Genomic DNA, 17724 nt, shown 5'->3' on the forward strand with positions numbered 1-17724 from the left:
CATGTTCATCAACACGCTGCCGCTGCGCATACGGCTGGGCGGGCGCAGCGTGCAGGAATGCCTGCACGAGACGCATGCGGGGCTGACGGGGCTGATGCACCACGAGCACGCCACGCTGTCGCTGGCGCAGCGCTGCAGCGCTCTGGCGGGGGGAACGCCGCTGTTCTCGGCCCTGCTCAACTACCGCTACACCGCAGCGCCGCAGGAGACGGAGGCAGCGGACGCAGCCTCGGGCGCATGGGAAGGCATGACGGCCCTGGGCGGGCAGGAGCGCACCAACTACCCGGTGGACATGTCCATCGATGATCTGGGCCAGGGCTTTCGCCTGGTCGGGCAGGCCAGCAAGACCGTGGGCGCGCAGCGCCTGTGCGCCTACATGCTGGCCGCCGTGGAAGGCATTGTTGCGGCCCTGGCCGAAACGCCCGCGCTGCCGGCTTGCGATATCGAGCTGTTGGACCGGGATGAATGGGCGCAGCTGACGCAATGGGCGCAATCGGTGCAGTCTGGATGCAACCCGCAGAGCCGCGACGCCCAGCCCCTGGTGCACAAGCTGTTCGAGCAGCAGGTGGACGAGCGGCCCCAGGCCACGGCCCTGGTCTTTGGCGACGAATGCATCAGCTATGCGCAGCTCAACCGGCGTGCCAACCGCCTTGCGCACCGCCTGATCGCCGAGGGCGTGGGCGCGGAGGTGCGCGTGGGCATTGCGGTGGAACGCTCGGTGGAGATGGTGGTTGCCGTGCTGGCCGTGCTCAAGTCGGGCGCGGCCTATGTGCCCCTGGACCCCGGCTATCCGGCCGAGCGCCTGGCCCACATGGTCGAGGACAGCGGCATGGCCTGCCTGCTCACGCAGTCTCGCCTGGGGCTGGAGGTGGCCGGTCGCGTGAAGGCGCTGGACCTCGATGCCATCGGCGCGATGCCGGGGCCCGACCACAACCCCGGCGCCGCCGTGCATGGCGAATGCCTGGCCTATGTGATCTACACCTCGGGCTCCACCGGCCGCCCCAAGGGCGTGGGCATCTCCCACCGCTGCCTGGCCGAACAGGCGCAGCTGGCCGTCGGCTTCGCCGCGCTGTCGCCGCAGGACCGCGTGCTGCAGTTCGCCACGCTGAATTTCGATGGCTGCATCGAGCAGCTGTTCGCGCCGCTGGTGGCCGGCGCGGCCATGGTGCTGCGCGGGCCCGAACTCTGGGACAGTGCCACCTTCCACAGGGAACTCATAGCTAGGCAGATCAGCGTGGCCGATCTGACCACCGCCTACTGGCTGCTGCTGGTCCAGGATTTCGCGCGCCAGGGCCTGCGCGGGTATGGGCGGCTCAGGCAGGTGCATGTGGGCGGCGAGGCCATGCCGGGTGCCGGCCTGCAGGCCTGGCGCGATGCCGGGCTGGGCCATGTGAGGCTGCTCAATGCCTACGGCCCGACCGAGGCCACCGTCACGGCCTCCCTCTTCGACTGCACGGGCCTGGTGGAAGGCGCCGGCGCGGCGCCGCAGGTGCTGCCGCCACAGGACCTTCCCATAGGCCGGCCTCTGGCGGGCCGGCACATGTGGGTGGTGGACGACCGGATGCGCCCCGTGCCCCTGGGCGTGGCCGGCGAGCTGTGCATAGGCGGCCCCCTGCTGTCGCGCGGCTACCTGAACCGGGCGGGGCTCAGCGCGGAGCGCTTTGTCGCCGACCCCTTTGGCCGCGATGGCGCAAGACTCTATCGTACGGGCGACCTGGTGCGCTGGAATGCGCAGGGCCAGCTGGAGTACCTGGGGCGGGTGGACCACCAGGTCAAGATCCGCGGCCTGCGCATCGAGCTGGGCGAGGTGCAGGCGCAACTGCTGGCGCTGGACGATGTGCGCGAGGCCGTGGTCGTGGCCGGCGAGGGACCGGCGGGCACGCGGCTGCTGGCCTATGTGTCTGCCCGCAGCGGGCGGACCCTGGACGAGCAGGAGATGCGCGAGCGCCTGGCCACGGTACTGCCCGACTACATGGTGCCGGGCGCCATCATGGTGCTGGACCAGTTGCCGCAGAACGCCAACGGCAAGCTGGACCGGCAGGCCCTGCCCGCGTTCGGCATGCCAGCCGCCAGCCAGGCGCCAGAGGGCGAACTGGAGACGCTGCTGGCCCGTGTCTGGGCCGAGGTGCTGGGCCTGGAGCGGGTGGGGCGCAGCGACAACTTCTTCGCGCTGGGCGGTGATTCCATCCTCAGCCTGCAGATTGTCTCGCGCCTGCGCCGCTTCGGCTGGAAGCTGTCGCCACGGCAGCTGTTCGAGCGGCAAAGCATTGCCGAGCTGGCGCGTGTGGCCGAGCCCGTACAGGACGAGGCCATGCAGCAGGACGCCCCGGTCCAGGGAAGCGTTCCCCTGCTGCCCATTCAGGCGGAGTTCTTCGAAACGGACGTGCCGCAGCGATCCCACTGGAACCAGGCCCTGCTGCTGCGCAGCACGCAGCCGCTGCAGCCTGCGCCGCTGCGCCAGGCCCTGGCCGATCTGCTGGCCCGGCACGACAGCCTGCGCCTGCGCTTTCGCCCCACGGCGCAGGGCGCCTGGGAGCAGGCCTACGCAAGCCCGTCCGAGGTCGATCTGCAGGCACTGCTGTGGGTGCGCCAGGCACGGGATGCCGGCGCGATCGAGGCCTTGTGCGAACAGGCGCAGCGCAGCCTGGACATCGTCCACGGGCCGCTGCTGCGCGGGCTGTGCATCGAGGTGGGCGACGGCAGCTGGCGCCTGCTGCTGGTGGCCCACCATCTGGTCGTCGATGGGGTCTCCTGGCGCATCCTGCTCGAAGACCTGCGTTCGGCCTATGCCAGCAGGCTGCAGGGCCTGGAGCCCGCCAGGGTCCACAAGACCGCCAGCTACCAGCGCTGGTCGCAGGCGCTGCAGGCCCATGCCGCGCAATGCGGCGGCGAGCTGGCCTTCTGGCAGGCGCTGGCCCAGGTGCCGGCCGTCCTGCCCTGTGCCCGCCCCGAGGGGGCCAACACCCTGGCATGGCAGTCCAGCGTCGAGCTGCGGCTGGACCGCGAGCGCACCGAGGCCCTGATCAGCCGCGTGTCGGCGGCCTACAGGACGCAGATCAACGACATCCTGCTGGCCGCCCTGGGGCGCGCCCTGTGCGCGTGGAGCCGGCAGGAGCGCATCCTCGTGGACCTGGAGGGCCATGGCCGCGAGGAGCTGTCGGCCGGCGTGGACGTCTCGCGCACCGTGGGCTGGTTCACCAGCGTGTTCCCGGTGGCGCTCGATGCGGGCACAGGCCCGGGCGACGCGCTCAAGCGCGTCAAGCAAAGCCTGCGCGAAGTGCCGCTGCACGGCCTGGGCCATGGCGTGCTCAAGTACCTGGGCACGGCGCAGCAAAGGCACGCCATGCGGGCCTTGCCCCAGGCCAGCCTGGTCTTCAACTACCTGGGGCAGTTCGACGCAAGCTTTGACAGCGCGGCTCAATGGCTGCCGGCTGCCGAGGGCAGCGGCATGCCCGCCGACGCCTCGGCGCCGCTGTCGCACGAGTTCACCATCAATGGCCGCGTCTACGACGGCGAGCTGGTGATGACGGCCGCCTTCAGCACGGCGCGCCACGACACCGCCGATGTGCAGGCCTGGATGGGGCGCTACCGGCAGGAGCTGGAAGGCCTGATCGACCACTGCCTGAGCGGCGCGCAGGGGGTGACGCCCTCGGACTTCCCGCTGGCGCGGGTCACGCAGGCGCAACTGGACGGCCTGGACCTGCCTGCGGGCAATCTGGCGGACCTCTATCCGCTGTCTCCCATGCAGGCGGGCATGCTGTTCCACAGCCTGTCCGATCCCTCCGGGCTGTCCTATGTCACCCAGCTGCGCATCGACACGCATGGCCTGGATGCCACGCGCTTCCGAAAGGCCTGGCAGGCGGTGCTGGACCGCCATGCCGTGCTGCGCAGCGGCTTCCTGGCCGATGCGTCCCTGCCGCTGCAATGGGTGGCCAGGCAGGTCCTGCTGGACATCACCGAGCATGACTGCCGGCACAGCGAGGATGTGGCGGGGGCCCTGGATGCCCTGGCCGCCGGGCAGTTCGCGGCCTTCGACCTCAGGAAGCCGCCGCTGATGCGGCTGGCCCTGGTCCGGGTGTCCGATGGCAGCCACCACTGCATCTGGACCGCCCACCACCTGCTCACGGACGGATGGAGTTCATCGAGCCTGCTGGGCGAGGTGCTGCGCGACTACAAGGGCATTGCCGTGGAGCCCGTGGACACCAGCTACCGCGACTACATCGCATGGCTGCAAGGCCTGGACCACGGGGCCAGCGAGGACTACTGGAGGCGCCTGGTGCAGCCGCTGCACGAGCCCACCTTGCTGGTGGATGCGCTTGCCCGGCCTGCTGTCCGGCCTGGTGCCTTGCCTGCAGCCCGGCAGGGGCACCATGAGGCCGGCGCCGCGCTGGATGCCGGTGCCACGCAGCAGCTGGTGGAGTTTGCTCAGCGCGAGCGCGTGACGGCCAACACCCTGGTGCAGGCCGCATGGTCGCTGGTGCTGGCACGGTACACGGGCCAGGCCACGGTGGCCTTCGGGGCCACGGTGGCAGGCCGCCCGCCCGAGCTGGCCGGCGTGGAAAGAATGCAGGGGCTGTTCATCAACACCTTGCCGGTGGTCGTGGCCTGCGACGGCGCGCTGGAGCTGGGCCCCTGGCTGCGCACGCTGCAGGCTCAGAACCTGGCCTCGCGCGAGCATGAGCAGACGTCGCTTTCGGACATCCAGCGCTGGGCGGGCAAGGGCCAGCGCGGCCTGTTCGACAGCATCCTGGTGTTCGAGAACTACCCCATGGATGCCGTGCTGTCCGCGCATGACGACCCGCATCTGCGATTTGCGGTGACGCATGCCATCGATGTGACCTCCTATCCCATGGACCTGGAGGTGCGGCTGGGCGATGTGCTGTCGCTCAAGATGATCTATCAGCGGAGCAGCTTCGGCGATGACGCCGTGCAGGCCCTGCTGCGGCAACTGGTGCAGGTGCTGGAGTCCATGGCGAGCGAGGGCATGCACTGCCTGCGGGACATCGCCTTGCTGCCCGAGCCCGGCCGCGATGGGCCGGTGGGCACGGGCACGGGCACGGGCACGGATGCCTGCCGCCCGCCGTTCCTGCCCGTGCATGCCGGCATGGCGCTGCAGGCGCGTCGGGACCCGGGCGCGGTGGCGCTGGTCATGGGTGAACAAACCATCAGCCATGGCGAGCTGCAGGCGCGCAGCAACCATTTCGCCAACCGTCTGGTGCAGTCCGGCGTGGGGCGCGGCGCCATCGTCGGCATCGCCATGGAGCGTTCGCTGGAAATGGTGATCTGCCTGCTGTCCGTGCTCAAGGCGGGCGCGGCCTACCTGCCCCTGGACCCGGCGTCGCCCGCCGAACGCCAGAGGTTCATGCTGGCAGACAGCGGTGCCTCCCACCTGATCGCCCACAAGGCGGCGCTGCACAAGCTGGGCACGCCCGCCGTGGCCCATCTGGTGGTGGCCGAGGAGGTGGACTTCACGCAGGCCTGCAACGCGGCGCCGGCCCATGCCGTGCACGAGCGCGACCTGGCCTATGTGATCTACACCTCGGGCTCGACCGGGCAGCCCAAGGGCGTGGTGGTCGAGCACGGGCCGCTGTCCATGCACTGCGCGGCCACGGCCGGGATCTACGGCATGCGGGCGAACTCGCGCGAGCTGCATTTCATGTCCTTCTCCTTCGACGGCGCGCATGAGCGCTGGCTGACGGCGCTGAGCATCGGCGCCGGCCTGGTGCTGCGCGAGCGGCAGATGTGGACGGCGGAGCAGGCCTGCGAGGCCCTGCGCCACCATGGCATCTCCAATGCCGCGTTCCCGCCGGCCTATCTGGCGCAGATCGCGGACTGGGCCGCAGAGCAGTCGCAGGAGCCGCCCCCGGTGGAGTTGTACGTCTTCGGTGGCGAGGCCATGCCCAAGGCCGCCTACGACAAGGTGCGCCAGAGCCTGCGCCCGCGCCTGCTCATCAACGGCTACGGCCCCACCGAGACGGTGGTGACGCCGCTGATCTGGAAGGCCGAGGCCAGCGAGACCTTCGACTGCGCCTACGCCCCCATCGGCCGGCCGGTGGGCGAGCGCACGGTGCACATCCTGGATGCCGACCTGCACCGGGTGCCGCACGGCGTGGTGGGCGAGCTGTACATCGGCGGCTATGGCCTGGCGCGCGGCTATCTGTCGCGCCACGGCCTGACGGCCGAGCGCTTCGTCGCCGACCCCTTCGACGGCGGTGGCGGCCGCCTGTACCGCACGGGTGACCTGGTGCGCGAGATGCCGGACGGCAACATCGAGTACATAGGCCGGGCCGACCACCAGGTCAAGATCCGGGGCTTTCGCATCGAGTTGGGCGAGGTCGAGAAGGCCGTCCGGGCCGTGCCCGGCGTGGTCGATGCCGCCGTGCTGGTCCAGGATGCCGGTACAGGCAAGCAGCTGGTGGCCTATGTGGTGGGCGAGGAGGGCACCGCCGCGCAGTCCCTGGTCCAGCGCATCCGCCAGCAGACAGGCGAGCACCTGCCCGACTACATGCTGCCGGCCCATACGCTGGTCCTGCCCGCCTTGCCAAGACTGGTCAGCGGCAAGCTTGACCGTGGTGCGCTGCCGCTGCCGCAGGCAGATGCCGGGCGGGTTCACGTGCCACCGTCCACAGCGTCGGCCATGGCGCTCGCCCGCATCTGGCAGGAGGTGCTTGGCGTGGAACGCGTGGGCGAGAGCGACAACTTCTTCGAACTGGGCGGGGACTCCCTGCTCAGCCTCAGGATGCACGCCAAGGTGCGCAAGCTGGGCGATCCGCAGCTGGACTTCAAGCTGCGCGACCTGCTGCAGCGGCCCACCATTGCCGGCCTGCTGGAGCTTCGCTCAGCCGGCGCCGGTGGAGCTGGGGGAGTCGTGGCGCTCAACGCCGTGTGCGAGGCCGCACCACCGCTGTTCTGCGTGCATGCCGGGTTCGGCACGGTGTTTGACTACCAGCCGCTGGCGCGGGCCTTGCAGGACCGGCGCACCGTCCACGCCATACCCTGCCGCAGCCTGGGCGATCCCGGCTACCGAGACCGCTCGCTGGAGCAGATGGCCGACGACTACTGCGCGATGGTGAGGCAGGTACAGCCCGCCGGCCCCTACCACCTGCTCGGCTGGTCCCTGGGCGGCAGCCTGGCGGCCCTGATCGCGGCCCGGCTCGAAGCCCAGGGACAGACGGTGGGTTTCCTGGGACTGGTGGACCCGTTCGTGCCTGCTGGCGATGCGGCCGGGTCCCCGTCGTGGTGGGATGACTTCCGGCTCTTCGTCTCGCAGATGCTGCCCTTGGCGCGCATCGAGGACCTTGCGGACATCGATGCATCGGTGCCGCCCCGCGCCGATCTTCTGGCTGCCGCGCTGGGCCGCGAAGCTGCAAGGCAGGGACCAGGGGGACCGAGCGGCCATGCCTGCATGGACGGCGCCGACCTGGCCCAGGCCTTTCTGACCACCCTGCACCTGAAGCACCTGGCGCTGCAGGCGCAGGCCCTGGCGCCCGTGCAAGCGGCGGCAAGCCTTTGGTGGAGCGATGAAACCGCGGCCGGGCACCGGCTGCGGCTCGCGCACCAGCTGCGCCAGGAGGGGGCCGATAGGGCCGAAATGGCCGAAAGGGCAGAGGGCGCGGTGATCCGCGCCGACCACTACGCCATCATGAGGAACGAGGGGCTGACGGCCGAAATCCTCGATGCCCTGGCGCTGGAGTACGCGCTGGACTGACGGGAGCCGGGGGCGGGGGCAGGACGCCCCCGTCCCATCCCGTTTTTTTCGTGAAATCGGGGTTACACCTTGTCTCCATTTTTTTGCGCAGAACGTCTTTGGAATGCACAACAACCAGCGCCGAGGTCCGCGTCCGGTTGGTAACCAGTCTCATTCAATGCCTTTGGAAATTCTTCAACCATGCGTTCCTTGCCCCGTCAACATCTGCTGAGCCTGGCCCTTGCCACGGCCTTTGGTTCCGTCTCGTTCTGGAGCACCGAGGCGGTGGCCCAGGCCACAGGGCAGGAGGCTGCCCAAGTGTTCGATATCCATGTGCCGGCCCAGGCCCTGGCTTCGGCCATCAACGAGCTGTCCCGCCAGACGGGAACCCAGATGTTTGCCGCAGGCGACCTGGTTGCCGGGCTCAGTTCCCGCGCCGTCAACGGCCGCCTGACATCGGAGCAGGCCTTGCGGGAGCTGCTCGCCGGCACGTCCCTGGAAGCCACCAGGACGAACAACGGAGGCTTCGCCATCCGCCGTCCCGCGGTCTCCGGCGCGACCTTGCCGACCATCAACGTCACGGACAGCGAAACCGCAGCCGGCCCCGTGCAGGGCTATGTCGCCCGGCGCAGCTCAACGGGCACGAAGACCGATACGCCCATCCTGGAGACACCGCAGTCCATCACGGTCATCGGTGCCCAGGAGATCGAGACGCTGAAGTCGCAAAGCCTGCAGGATGCGCTGGGCTACGCCGCCGGCGTCACCCGCGCCGAGGGCCTGGACCGTACCTCGGACAGTCTGTACCTGCGCGGGTTCCGCACCACGGGCATGTACCGGGACGGCAGCCTGTTCACGGCCAACATCTACGACGGACGGCAGGAGCCCTACGGCCTGGAGCGCATCGAGCTGCTCAAGGGCGCCTCTTCGGTGATCTTTGGCTCAGTCTCCCCGGGCGGCGTGGTCAACACCGTGAGCAAGCGGCCCACCACGGAAAAAATCCGGGAGCTGAACATCGACGCCGGAAGCTTCGGGCGCAAGCAGGTGTCGGGTGATTTTGCGGGCGCCCTGGACGACGAGGGCAAATGGTCCTACCGGCTGGTGGCGCTCAAGCGCGACAGCGACAGCTTCATCGACCGTGTCCCCGATGACAGAACCTATGTCGCCCCATCGCTCAAGTGGCAGCCCGATGCGAACACCTCGCTGACACTGTTGGCCGAGGTCCAGAAGGACCGCACCACCTACGTCTACGGACTGCCCGCCTACGGCACGCTGCTGCCCAACATCAATGGACAGATTCCCCGCAACCGCTTCATCGGAGAGGCGGGACGGGACAAATTCGATCTGGACCGCTACTCCATCGGCTACCTCTTCGAACATGCCTTTTCCGAGAAGCTCAAGCTCAGGAACAGCATGCGCTACTACAACGCAAAGAGCAGCTACTTCAGCACGGACGGCTGGGGCCTGTCCGCCGACCAGCGCTCGGTGGTGGAGCGCTACTTCCAGCCGCGCTGGGACCGCTCGTCGGCCTTCGTGACCGATACCTCGCTGCAGTACCAGCTGGACCAGGGCCGCATCAAGCACACCATGCTGGTGGGCTTCGACTACGCCCTGCCAAAGCACGAGACCGAGCGCTATGAACAGCAGGCCGCCGACCTCGATGTCTTCAACCCGGTCTATGGCAAGCCGGTGGGGCCTGTCTCCCCCTACTACCGCTCGTCCTGGAAGAACGACTACAAGCGGCTTGGCATCTATGCGCAGGACCAGATCAAGATCGATGACAAGTGGGTGGTTCTGCTGGGCGGCCGCTATGACAAGGTCCGCTTCAACGAGACGAACTTCTTCACCGGGGACGTGAGCGCGGCCAATGAGAAAAGCTCGGCCTTCACGGGCCGGCTGGGCGTGGTCTATCTCGCCGCCAATGGCCTTGCCCCCTTCTTCAGCTACAGCGAGTCGTTCGAGCCCACCCAGGGCCAGGACCGCCTTGGATCGCGGTTCAAGCCCACGACGGGGCAGCAGTACGAAGCCGGTATCCGCTACCAGCCCAGCGGCTCCAGGGCCATGGTTTCGGCAGCGGTCTTCCAGCTCACCCGCCAGAACCTGCTCGTGCCCGATCCCCAGGACGCCAGCAGGGCGTTCAACATACAGGCCGGTGAAGTCCGTTCCCGCGGCTTCGAGCTGGAGGCGCGAAGCTCCATCGGCCGCAATGTGAACATCATTGCCGCCTATGCCTACACGGATGCGCGCACCACGCAGGCAAGCCCCCTGCAGCCGGACGAACTGGGCAAGCGCTCCATCGGCGTGCCCTACAACCAGATATCGCTGTGGGGCGACTACAGCTTTGGAGACTTCGGGCTTGCCGGCCTCAAGGTGGGCATGGGCGCCAGGTACCTTGGCCAGACACGCGGCCTGGCCTATGGCGTTCCCGTCTCGCTGCCGGCGTTCACCCTGGTGGATGCCATGGTCAGCTACACCACCGGACCCTGGCGCTTCGCCCTGAACCTCACCAACCTGACCGACAAGACCTATATCGCCAGCTGCTCCTACGGCTGCTTCTACGGCGAGCCGCGCAAGGTGATCGGCACGGCCACCTATCGCTGGTAGGCGGGCATGGGCCATGGGCCACGGCTGGAGCGATCCGGCCGTGGCCTTTTCTTTGTCGGGGAACCGAAGGCGCCGTTCAGAGCGCCTGCAGCTGCACGCCGCCACCGGCCTGCGGGCGCACCTTCAGCGGCAGGATGGACGGCAGCACGGCCAGCAGGCCGGCCGAGTCATTGGCGCGAAAGCGCCCGGTCAGGCGCAGCGCGGCCACGCGCGCATCGGCGGCTTCTATGGGCTGGGTGCGGTAGGCGTTGACCGTGGCCAGGGCCTCGGCCAGCGGGGTGTTCTCGAAGACCAGCCAGCCCTCGCGCCAGGCGGACAGCGTGGCGGCATCGGCCTGGCGCACGGCCTCGGCCTGGCCGTTGCGGATGTCCACGATCTGGCCGGGCAGCAGGTCCAGCGTTGCCGCCGCCGGGCCCGTCGCATCCTGCGCATCCCTGCCCAGCACGCGGACCCTGACATGGCCATGCTCCACGCCCACGGTGACGGGGCCGCCGCGGTCGCGCACGGTGAAGACCGTGCCCACGACCTCGATGCGCGCCTCGCGCGTGATGACCTCGAAGGGCCGGTCGGGATCGGGGGCCACGTCGAATCGCACTTCGCCCCGGGCCATGGACACGCTGCGGCGCTGGCGGTAGAGCGTCACGGCAATGGCGCTCTGGGGCGCCAGTTCCACCAGGCTGGCCTGCAGCGGCAGCTTGCCGTCGGCCAGAGTGATCTTGAGGATTTGTGAGTTGCGCGTGGCGTAGGCCGAGGTGTGTATGGGCTGCTGCCAGTACCAGTAGGCGCCCCGGCCCGCCAGCGCGCCTGTGCCCAGCAGCCCGGCGAAGGACAGCAGCAGCTTGCGGCGCCGGACGGCCTGGGTGGAGCGCGAGGCCCTGTCGGCCAGCAGGGCGGTTTCCTGGAACTGCTCGCGCAGGCCGCCGGACATGCCGCCCAGCAGGTTCCAGCGCAGGTGCGCCTCGCGTGCGGCGGCATCGTGCCGGGCTGATTTCCCGCGCCATTCACCCAGGGTCAGGCGGGCCTGGTCGGCCACCGGGTCGGGAGCGATTTCGCTTTGAACGATCAGCGTCAGCGCATGCTCGACCATGCGCTCGCTAGGTGCACTTGCCATGGAAAGGGGGAGTCAGGATGCGTCGTCGGTCAGTGTACTGTTGTCGAAATCCATGGCGCTGCCCAGCGCATGGTCCTCGATCAGTTCGGAGCGCAGCTGGGCCAGCACGCGCGAGCAGTCCAGCGTGGCGCGCACCATGTGCTTGGCGACGGCCATTTCGGTGATGTTGAGCTGATCGGCGATTTCCGCGCGCGTGTAGCCATGGGCGCGAAAGAGGATGAAGACTTCGCGCCGGCGCGGCGGCAGGCCTTCCAGCGCCTGGACGACGCGGTTCAGGATCTGGCGCTGGGCGGCCAGGGTTTCGCTGGAGGGCGCACTGTGCTGCACCACCATTTGCTGGCGCGTCCATTCCTGGGCGGTCTTGCGCTTGCGCGCATCGTCGATGCACAGATTGCGTGCCACGCGAAACAGCAGGGCGCGCGGGGATTCGATGCCGGCGTCGGGCAGGGTTTCGGCCTTCTTGCCGCTGCGCAGGCCCAGGGCGTGCACATAGACCCGCTCGAAGCTCGATTGCGCGATGTCGGCCGCATAGTGCGGATCTCGGAGATCGCGCGTGAGCTGGCGGCGCAGATCGCCATAGTGAGCCACGAGTTCCTGGATCAGGTCACGCATCCGGATACCTGCCTTTCCGCAAGGGCGATGGGTTGGAACCCCTGGGTCCGTACAGAGAAGGGCCTACCGGATGCTGCAACCCCGGCCAGGGCCGGGGCGGTGCAGCAGCGGGTATGGGATTCAGCGGCGCAGGTGATTCAAATTCAAATGCAAATGGTTTGCATTCAAATTATGGCATGGGAGATCCCTGCGCCATCATGCCCTGCGCGATCTTTCAATCCTGCAGCGCCAGCTGTTCTGTGCGCGCAACATCGGGTCTTTGGGCTTGCGCTGCCAGCAGGGCTTCACCGATTTCGCCGGTGCGCACCGAAGTGACGGACAGCAGGGTGTCGCTGAGGCCGTGGGAGCCTTCGCAGGCGCCCTGCAGGAAGATGGCGGGGCGGAAGTCCGGCGTGGTGTGCACTTGGTAGTCGCGGCTCACGGAGAAGTCGCCCAGGTAGGGGGCCAGCGGGTCCAGCAGGGTCTTGTGGTGCTCGCGCGCATAGCCGGTGGCCAGCACCACCACGTCGTAGCGCGATGCATGGTCGATGCCGCTGTTGAGATCGCGCAGGCCCAGGTGGATGCCGTCGCCGGCCGCCCGCACGTCCTGCACCTCGTGGCGGCGCAGGAAGCGGTGGCGCGTATCGCCGACGACCTTCTGTTCATAGAACACCTTGAAGATGCTCTCGATCAGTTCCAGGTCGGGACAGGCGTAGTTGGTGTGCCAGAACTCGCGCAGCAGGGCGCCGCGCTCGTCATGCGGGCGGCTGTAGACATGGTCCACGAAGTCGGCGTTGAAGATTTCGTTGACGAAGGGGCTGTCGTCCGAGGGACGGATGGAACGGGCGCGCATGACCAGGTCGATCTCGGCCGTGGCGTAGCGGCCGTGCAGGTCCATGAAGATTTCGGCGGCGCTTTGGCCCGCACCGACCACGGCGATGCGCAGCGGCCTGGCATGCTCGGCAATGCTGCGCAGGTAGGCGCTGGAGTGGAAGACGCGCGCATCGCCGCGCAGGGGTTTGAACTGCTCGGGAATGCTGGGCGTGCCGCCGATGCTCATGACCAGGTTCTGGCCCAGGCGCTCATGCACGTTGCCGGCCGCATCGCGCGAGCGCACGCGCAGCAGCTCCACCTTGCCGTCGCGTTTTTCAGGCAGCACCTCGATGACTTCCTGGCCGTAGACGCAGCGGTCCTCGAACTTGGAGGCGGCCCAGGCCAGGTAGTCGTTGAACTCGTGGCGGCTGGGAAAGAAGGTCTTGAGGTTGATGAAGTCCTGCAGCCGGCCCTTCTCGTGCAGGTAGTTGATGAAGGTGAAGCGGCTGGTGGGATTGCGCAGCGTGGCCAGGTCCTTGAGGAAGGACACCTGCATGTGGGCCTGCTCCAGCAGCATGTCCCGGTGCCAGGCGAAGCGCGGCTGCTTTTCGATGAAGACGGGGTGCATGGCCCGTGCGGTGGTTTCGCGCTCCTTGAGGGCGATGGCCAGGGCAATGTTGGAGGGGCCGAAGCCGATGCCGATCAGCGGGTGGGTTTGCATGGAAGGTCCTTTCATTGGGTCGATGCGTCCAGTGCGTCCGGCGCGGCTGCGTCGGTCTGCGGTATCCACAAGGCGTCTGCGAAAAAGCGTTCCCTGAGCAGCACTCCCAGCACGGCGCGCTTGTGCGGGAAGTCGAATTCCTTGACCAGCGCATAGCCGCAGCGCGGCAGGCTTTTGCGCATCTTGCGGTTGTCGGCGCGCGGCTCCACGACGATGCGCTGCGTGCGGCAGTCGTCCAGAAAGAGGTAGTGCGACAGCGAGGGCAGCCAGGCCGTCAGGTAGGGCTGGCCGCGAAACCGTGCCTCCCCCACCAGCGCATGCCAGCCCCGGTCATGGTCGCCCGCGTCATAGAAGGGGGCGATGCGGTCTTCCTTGGCCCAGTAGGCCTCGAAGTAGCCGAAGGGCTCGCCGTCCAAGCAGCCGATGAGGCCCAGCGCATGAGGGTCGCCGGCCATGCGCTGCAGGTAGGCGCGGTGGTGGGCAAGGTCGCCGCTTTCCTCCCAGAAATGCGCGACGACCGGGTCGTTCATCCAGCGGTGGATGAGGGGCAGGTCGGCCTCGGGCTCCACGGTGCGAAAGCTCAGCGTGCGGCCCAGCCAGGGGATGAAGCGGCGGTAGACCTCGCCGCGCGGCTTGTGCAGGCGCACGGGGTGGCGCCGGCCTTCGCTGATCGTGTAGTGCAGCGCATAGGGTGGGCGCGGGCGGGGCAGCCACAGGGGCTGCTGCCACAGCACGCTTCTTGCCACGCACGGGGCCTGGCCCGGCTGCACTGTGGCAATGCTGTCGCGCAGGCCGGGCGGCAGCCGGGGCAGGGACAGCTCGATGGCTTGCACATCGGGATGCAGGCCAAAGCCTGCCTGCAGTGCGGCCAGCAGTTCATCCGCTTCGGGCATGCCCGAGCAGGGGCCCAGCCATTGCAGCTGCATCAGGCCTGGCGCGGCCGTGGGCGACAGGTTCCAGAGACTGGGCTTGCCGGGCCTGCCGGCATCCACGGACCCCGAACGTTCCAGGCGCAGCCGCTGTCCATCACCGAAGACGCTGATCGTCTCGGCGCCTGCATGCGCAAGGTAGCTGGCGCCGGAGGCGTCTGGTGACGGTGTAGCGGTGGCTTCGACTGGACGCACGTGGACTCTTTCAGATGGAGCGCCCGGCGTGCGGGACACGGGTCGGGGCTCGGGCAAGGGCACAAGGGACACAAGGGACACAAGGGACACAAGGCAGCCTCATGACCGGGATGACGCGCAGGCGCGGCAAATGTTCATGCCAGGGCCGTTCATGCCAGGGCCGGGCTGCGGGCCGCCTGGAAGGCATGGGCCAGTGCCTTGCAGAGCCGGTCGCGCAGCACCTCGGTCTCTTCGGTGAGGGCGCCCAGCCGCGCAAAGTCATGGACCATGCCGGCGTAGATCTGCAGGTCCACGGCCACGCCGGCGGCCTGCAGCCGCTCGGCATAGCACTTTCCTTCGTCGATCAGCGGGTCGTACTCGGCCAGCACCATCAGCGTGGGGGCCAGCCGGCCCAGGTCGGATGCCTGCAGGGGGGCAAAGCGCCAGTCCTGCCGGTCCGCATCGCTGTGCAGGTATTGGCCGAACATCCAGGCCAGGGTGTCACCTTCCAGCAGATGGCCGGTGGCCAAGCGCGCATGCGAGTCACTGTCCTGCTGCGCTGCCGTGCAGGGGTAGAGCAGCAACTGCAGCAAGGGCTGGGGCATGCCCGCGTCGCGTGCGGCGATGCACAGGGCCGTGGCCAGCGTGCCCCCGACGCTGTCGCCGCCAATGGCCAGGCGCTGCGCGTCCAGGCCATGGCGGCCGCCGTGCTCCAGCAGCCAGGCCAGGGCGTCCTGTGCGTCGAGGAAGGCTGTGGGAAAGCGGTGCTCTGGCGCCAGCCGGTAGTCGATGGCCAGCACATTGCAGGGCGTGCCCAGCGCCAGGCTGCGGCACAGGCTGTCATGCGAGTCGAGCCCGCCCAGCACGTAGCCGCCGCCGTGAAGGAACAGCAGGCAGGGCGCGGCTGTGTGTTCAGGGGCTGCGCGGTAGAGCCGGGCGCGGATACGCGCGCCGTCGCGCGTGGGCAGATCCAGGTCCTCGGTGGGCAGATCGTCGCCCGGCAGGTCCAGCGCCAGCGTGGCGTTGTCGTAGGCGGCGCGCGCCTGCGCTGCCGTCATCTGGCTCATGCGCGGGCGGCTGGATGCCTGGGCGTTGGCGAGTTCAAGAAATGCTTGCAGGTCGGGGTGGAGAGCCATGGCGTCCTTCGGATATGCGGCAGACAAAGCAAAGCGGGCCGGTGCAGGGCATGGCGCCCGCGCTGCCCCTTCCCCGTGATGACGCAGGGCGGCGGAATTTGTTCATCGCCTGGGCGGTGAACATTTTTGGCGCACGCACGTCTTGCAGGGAGTAGGGAGTGCTCGCCGTGCGCCGCGCTCCAGGAAACGCCGGGCCGCGCCGGCATTGCAAGGTCATGCGCCCACGGGCGCCAGAGGAATCCCTTATGGAAAACGCCAGCCGACCGCCCTCCGAGGTACTGCGCCTGCTCAGGCCCTTCCTGCCGTGGATGGCGCTGTCCGTGGTCACGGGCATTTGCGCGGGTGGGGCCACGGTGGCGCTGCTGGCGACCATCAACCAGGTGCTCAACCGTCCCGGTGGGCTGGCGGGCGGGCTGCTGCTGACCTTCATCGCCCTGTGTGCCACCGTGCTGGTGTGCCGGGCCACGTCCGACATGTCGGGCAATTTCGTGGGGCAGCGCCTGGTGGCGCAGCTGCGCAAGGAACTGGCCAGCAAGATCCTGGCCGCGCCCATCGATGCGCTGGAGCGCTACCGCACGCACCGCCTCATGCCCGTGCTCACGCAAGATGTGGACATGATCAGCGACGTGGCCTTCGTGCTGGCCTCCAACGTGATCGCCCTGGCCATTGCGCTGGGCTGCCTGGCCTACCTGGCCCTGCTGTCGCCGCCGCTGTTTGCCATGCTGGTGGTGGCGCTGGTGCTGGGCGTGAGCCTGCAGGCGCTGGCGCAGTCACGCGGCGTGGCGGGGTTCTGGAAGGCGCGCGATCACGAGGAAGTGCTGCACAAGGCCTACCGCGCCATCAGCGAAGGCGCCAAGGAGCTGCGCATGCACCGCGCGCGCCGGGGCCGCATCTTTGACGGGCAGATTGGCTCCACCGTGGATGCCATCCGCCGCATCAACAGCCGCGCCATCAACACCTATGTGCTGGCCTCGGCCTTCGGTTCGGCGCTGTTCTTTCTGTTGATCGCCCTCATCCTGGGCTGGGCCGCGCTGCGCACCACCGAGCCCGTGGTGCTCAGCGGCTTCGTGCTGGTGCTGCTGTTCCTCAAGGGCCCCATGGACCAGATCGCGGGCGCGCTGCCCAACCTGGGCCGTGCCAAGGTGGCGCTGCAGCGCATTGCCGACCTGTCGGCGCGCTTTGCCAGCCCCGAGCCGCACCTGCACCTGGACAGCCCGCCCGGCGAGGTCCGCCTGGACCGCGGCCTGGAGCTGCGGGGCGTGCGCTATGCCTTCGATGCGCCCGAAGGCGGCAAGGCCTTCGAGATCGGCCCCATCGACCTGAAGCTGGACAAGGGCGAACTGGTCTTTGTGGTGGGCGACAACGGCTCGGGCAAGACCACGCTGATCAAGCTGCTGCTGGGCCTGTACGCGCCCCAGCAGGGCGAGATCCTGCACGACGGCCAGCCCGTCACGGCGCAGGCGCGCGACGACTACCGCCAGCTGTTCACCACGGTGTTCTCGGACTTCTACCTGTTCGAGGACCTGGTGGCCGGCGGCGAAGAGGGCCAGGCCGCCGCGCTGCCCGAGGCCGCGCTGCCCTACCTGCAGCGGCTGGAGATCGCCCACAAGGTCAGCGTGCGCAACGGCAGCTTCAGCACCATCGACCTGTCCACCGGCCAGCGCAAGCGCCTGGCCCTGGTCCACGCCTATCTGGAGGGCCGGCCCGTGCTGGTCTTCGACGAATGGGCGGCCGACCAGGACCCGAGCTTCCGCCACCTGTTCTACACCGAGCTGCTGCCCGAACTGCGCGCCAGGGGCCACCTGCTGGTGGTCATCTCCCATGACGATCGCTACTTCCACCTGGCCGACCGCATCGTGCGCATGGAGGCCGGCCGCATGGTCCTGCCGCAAGACGGGGCGCAGCCGGTGGCGGCCAGCCCGGCCGGACTGGCCAGTCAAGGCGCGCTGGCCGACATCTGA

The 17724-nt window shown here is 68.6% G+C and carries 8 protein-coding genes (1 of these 8 cut by a window edge); 3 read left to right on the top strand and 5 right to left on the bottom strand.

Annotated elements, in window-relative coordinates; translation table 11 throughout:
- Positions 1-7708, top strand: partial view of a non-ribosomal peptide synthase/polyketide synthase gene (locus LGR64_RS06615; protein ID WP_230355101.1) — the 3' portion only. The gene continues 10859 nt to the left of window position 1, outside the view; only the last 7708 of its 18567 coding nucleotides appear in the window; its start codon lies beyond the left edge, outside the window; its stop codon occupies positions 7706-7708.
- A gap of 180 nt (positions 7709-7888) precedes the next feature.
- Positions 7889-10288 carry a TonB-dependent siderophore receptor gene (locus LGR64_RS06620; RefSeq protein ID WP_230355102.1) on the top strand — a complete coding sequence of 800 codons (2400 nt, stop codon included), beginning with the start codon at positions 7889-7891 and terminating at the stop codon, positions 10286-10288.
- 76 nt (positions 10289-10364) lie between these two features.
- On the opposite strand, the gene LGR64_RS06625 is transcribed toward LGR64_RS06620, so the two are convergent.
- The 5 genes from LGR64_RS06625 to LGR64_RS06645 form a co-directional block, all read right to left on the bottom strand.
- Positions 10365-11399: a FecR family protein gene (locus LGR64_RS06625; protein WP_230355103.1), complete on the bottom strand. Its 1035-nt coding sequence runs from the start codon at positions 11397-11399 to the stop codon at positions 10365-10367.
- Between the two features lie 12 nt (positions 11400-11411).
- Complete coding sequence (locus tag LGR64_RS06630; protein WP_012206549.1) at positions 11412-12011, bottom strand: RNA polymerase sigma factor; 600 nt, start codon at positions 12009-12011, stop codon at positions 11412-11414.
- Positions 12012-12225: 214 nt separating this feature from the next.
- A complete protein-coding gene (locus LGR64_RS06635) occupies positions 12226-13524 on the bottom strand; it encodes a lysine N(6)-hydroxylase/L-ornithine N(5)-oxygenase family protein (protein WP_198820233.1) in 1299 nt (432 codons plus the stop codon).
- A gap of 11 nt (positions 13525-13535) precedes the next feature.
- Positions 13536-14648, bottom strand: coding sequence for a GNAT family N-acetyltransferase (locus LGR64_RS06640; protein WP_230355104.1), 1113 nt, complete (start codon positions 14646-14648; stop codon positions 13536-13538).
- 149 nt (positions 14649-14797) lie between these two features.
- Positions 14798-15763 carry an alpha/beta hydrolase gene (locus tag LGR64_RS06645; protein WP_230355105.1) on the bottom strand — a complete coding sequence of 322 codons (966 nt, stop codon included), beginning with the start codon at positions 15761-15763 and terminating at the stop codon, positions 14798-14800.
- 245 nt (positions 15764-16008) lie between these two features.
- Here LGR64_RS06645 and LGR64_RS06650 point away from each other — a divergent pair, with 245 nt between their 5' ends.
- Positions 16009-17724 carry a cyclic peptide export ABC transporter gene (locus tag LGR64_RS06650; RefSeq protein ID WP_230355106.1) on the top strand — a complete coding sequence of 572 codons (1716 nt, stop codon included), beginning with the start codon at positions 16009-16011 and terminating at the stop codon, positions 17722-17724.

Source organism: Delftia sp. Lp-1 (assembly GCF_020523835.1).
Taxonomy (GTDB): Bacteria; Pseudomonadota; Gammaproteobacteria; order Burkholderiales; family Burkholderiaceae_C; genus Comamonas; species Comamonas acidovorans.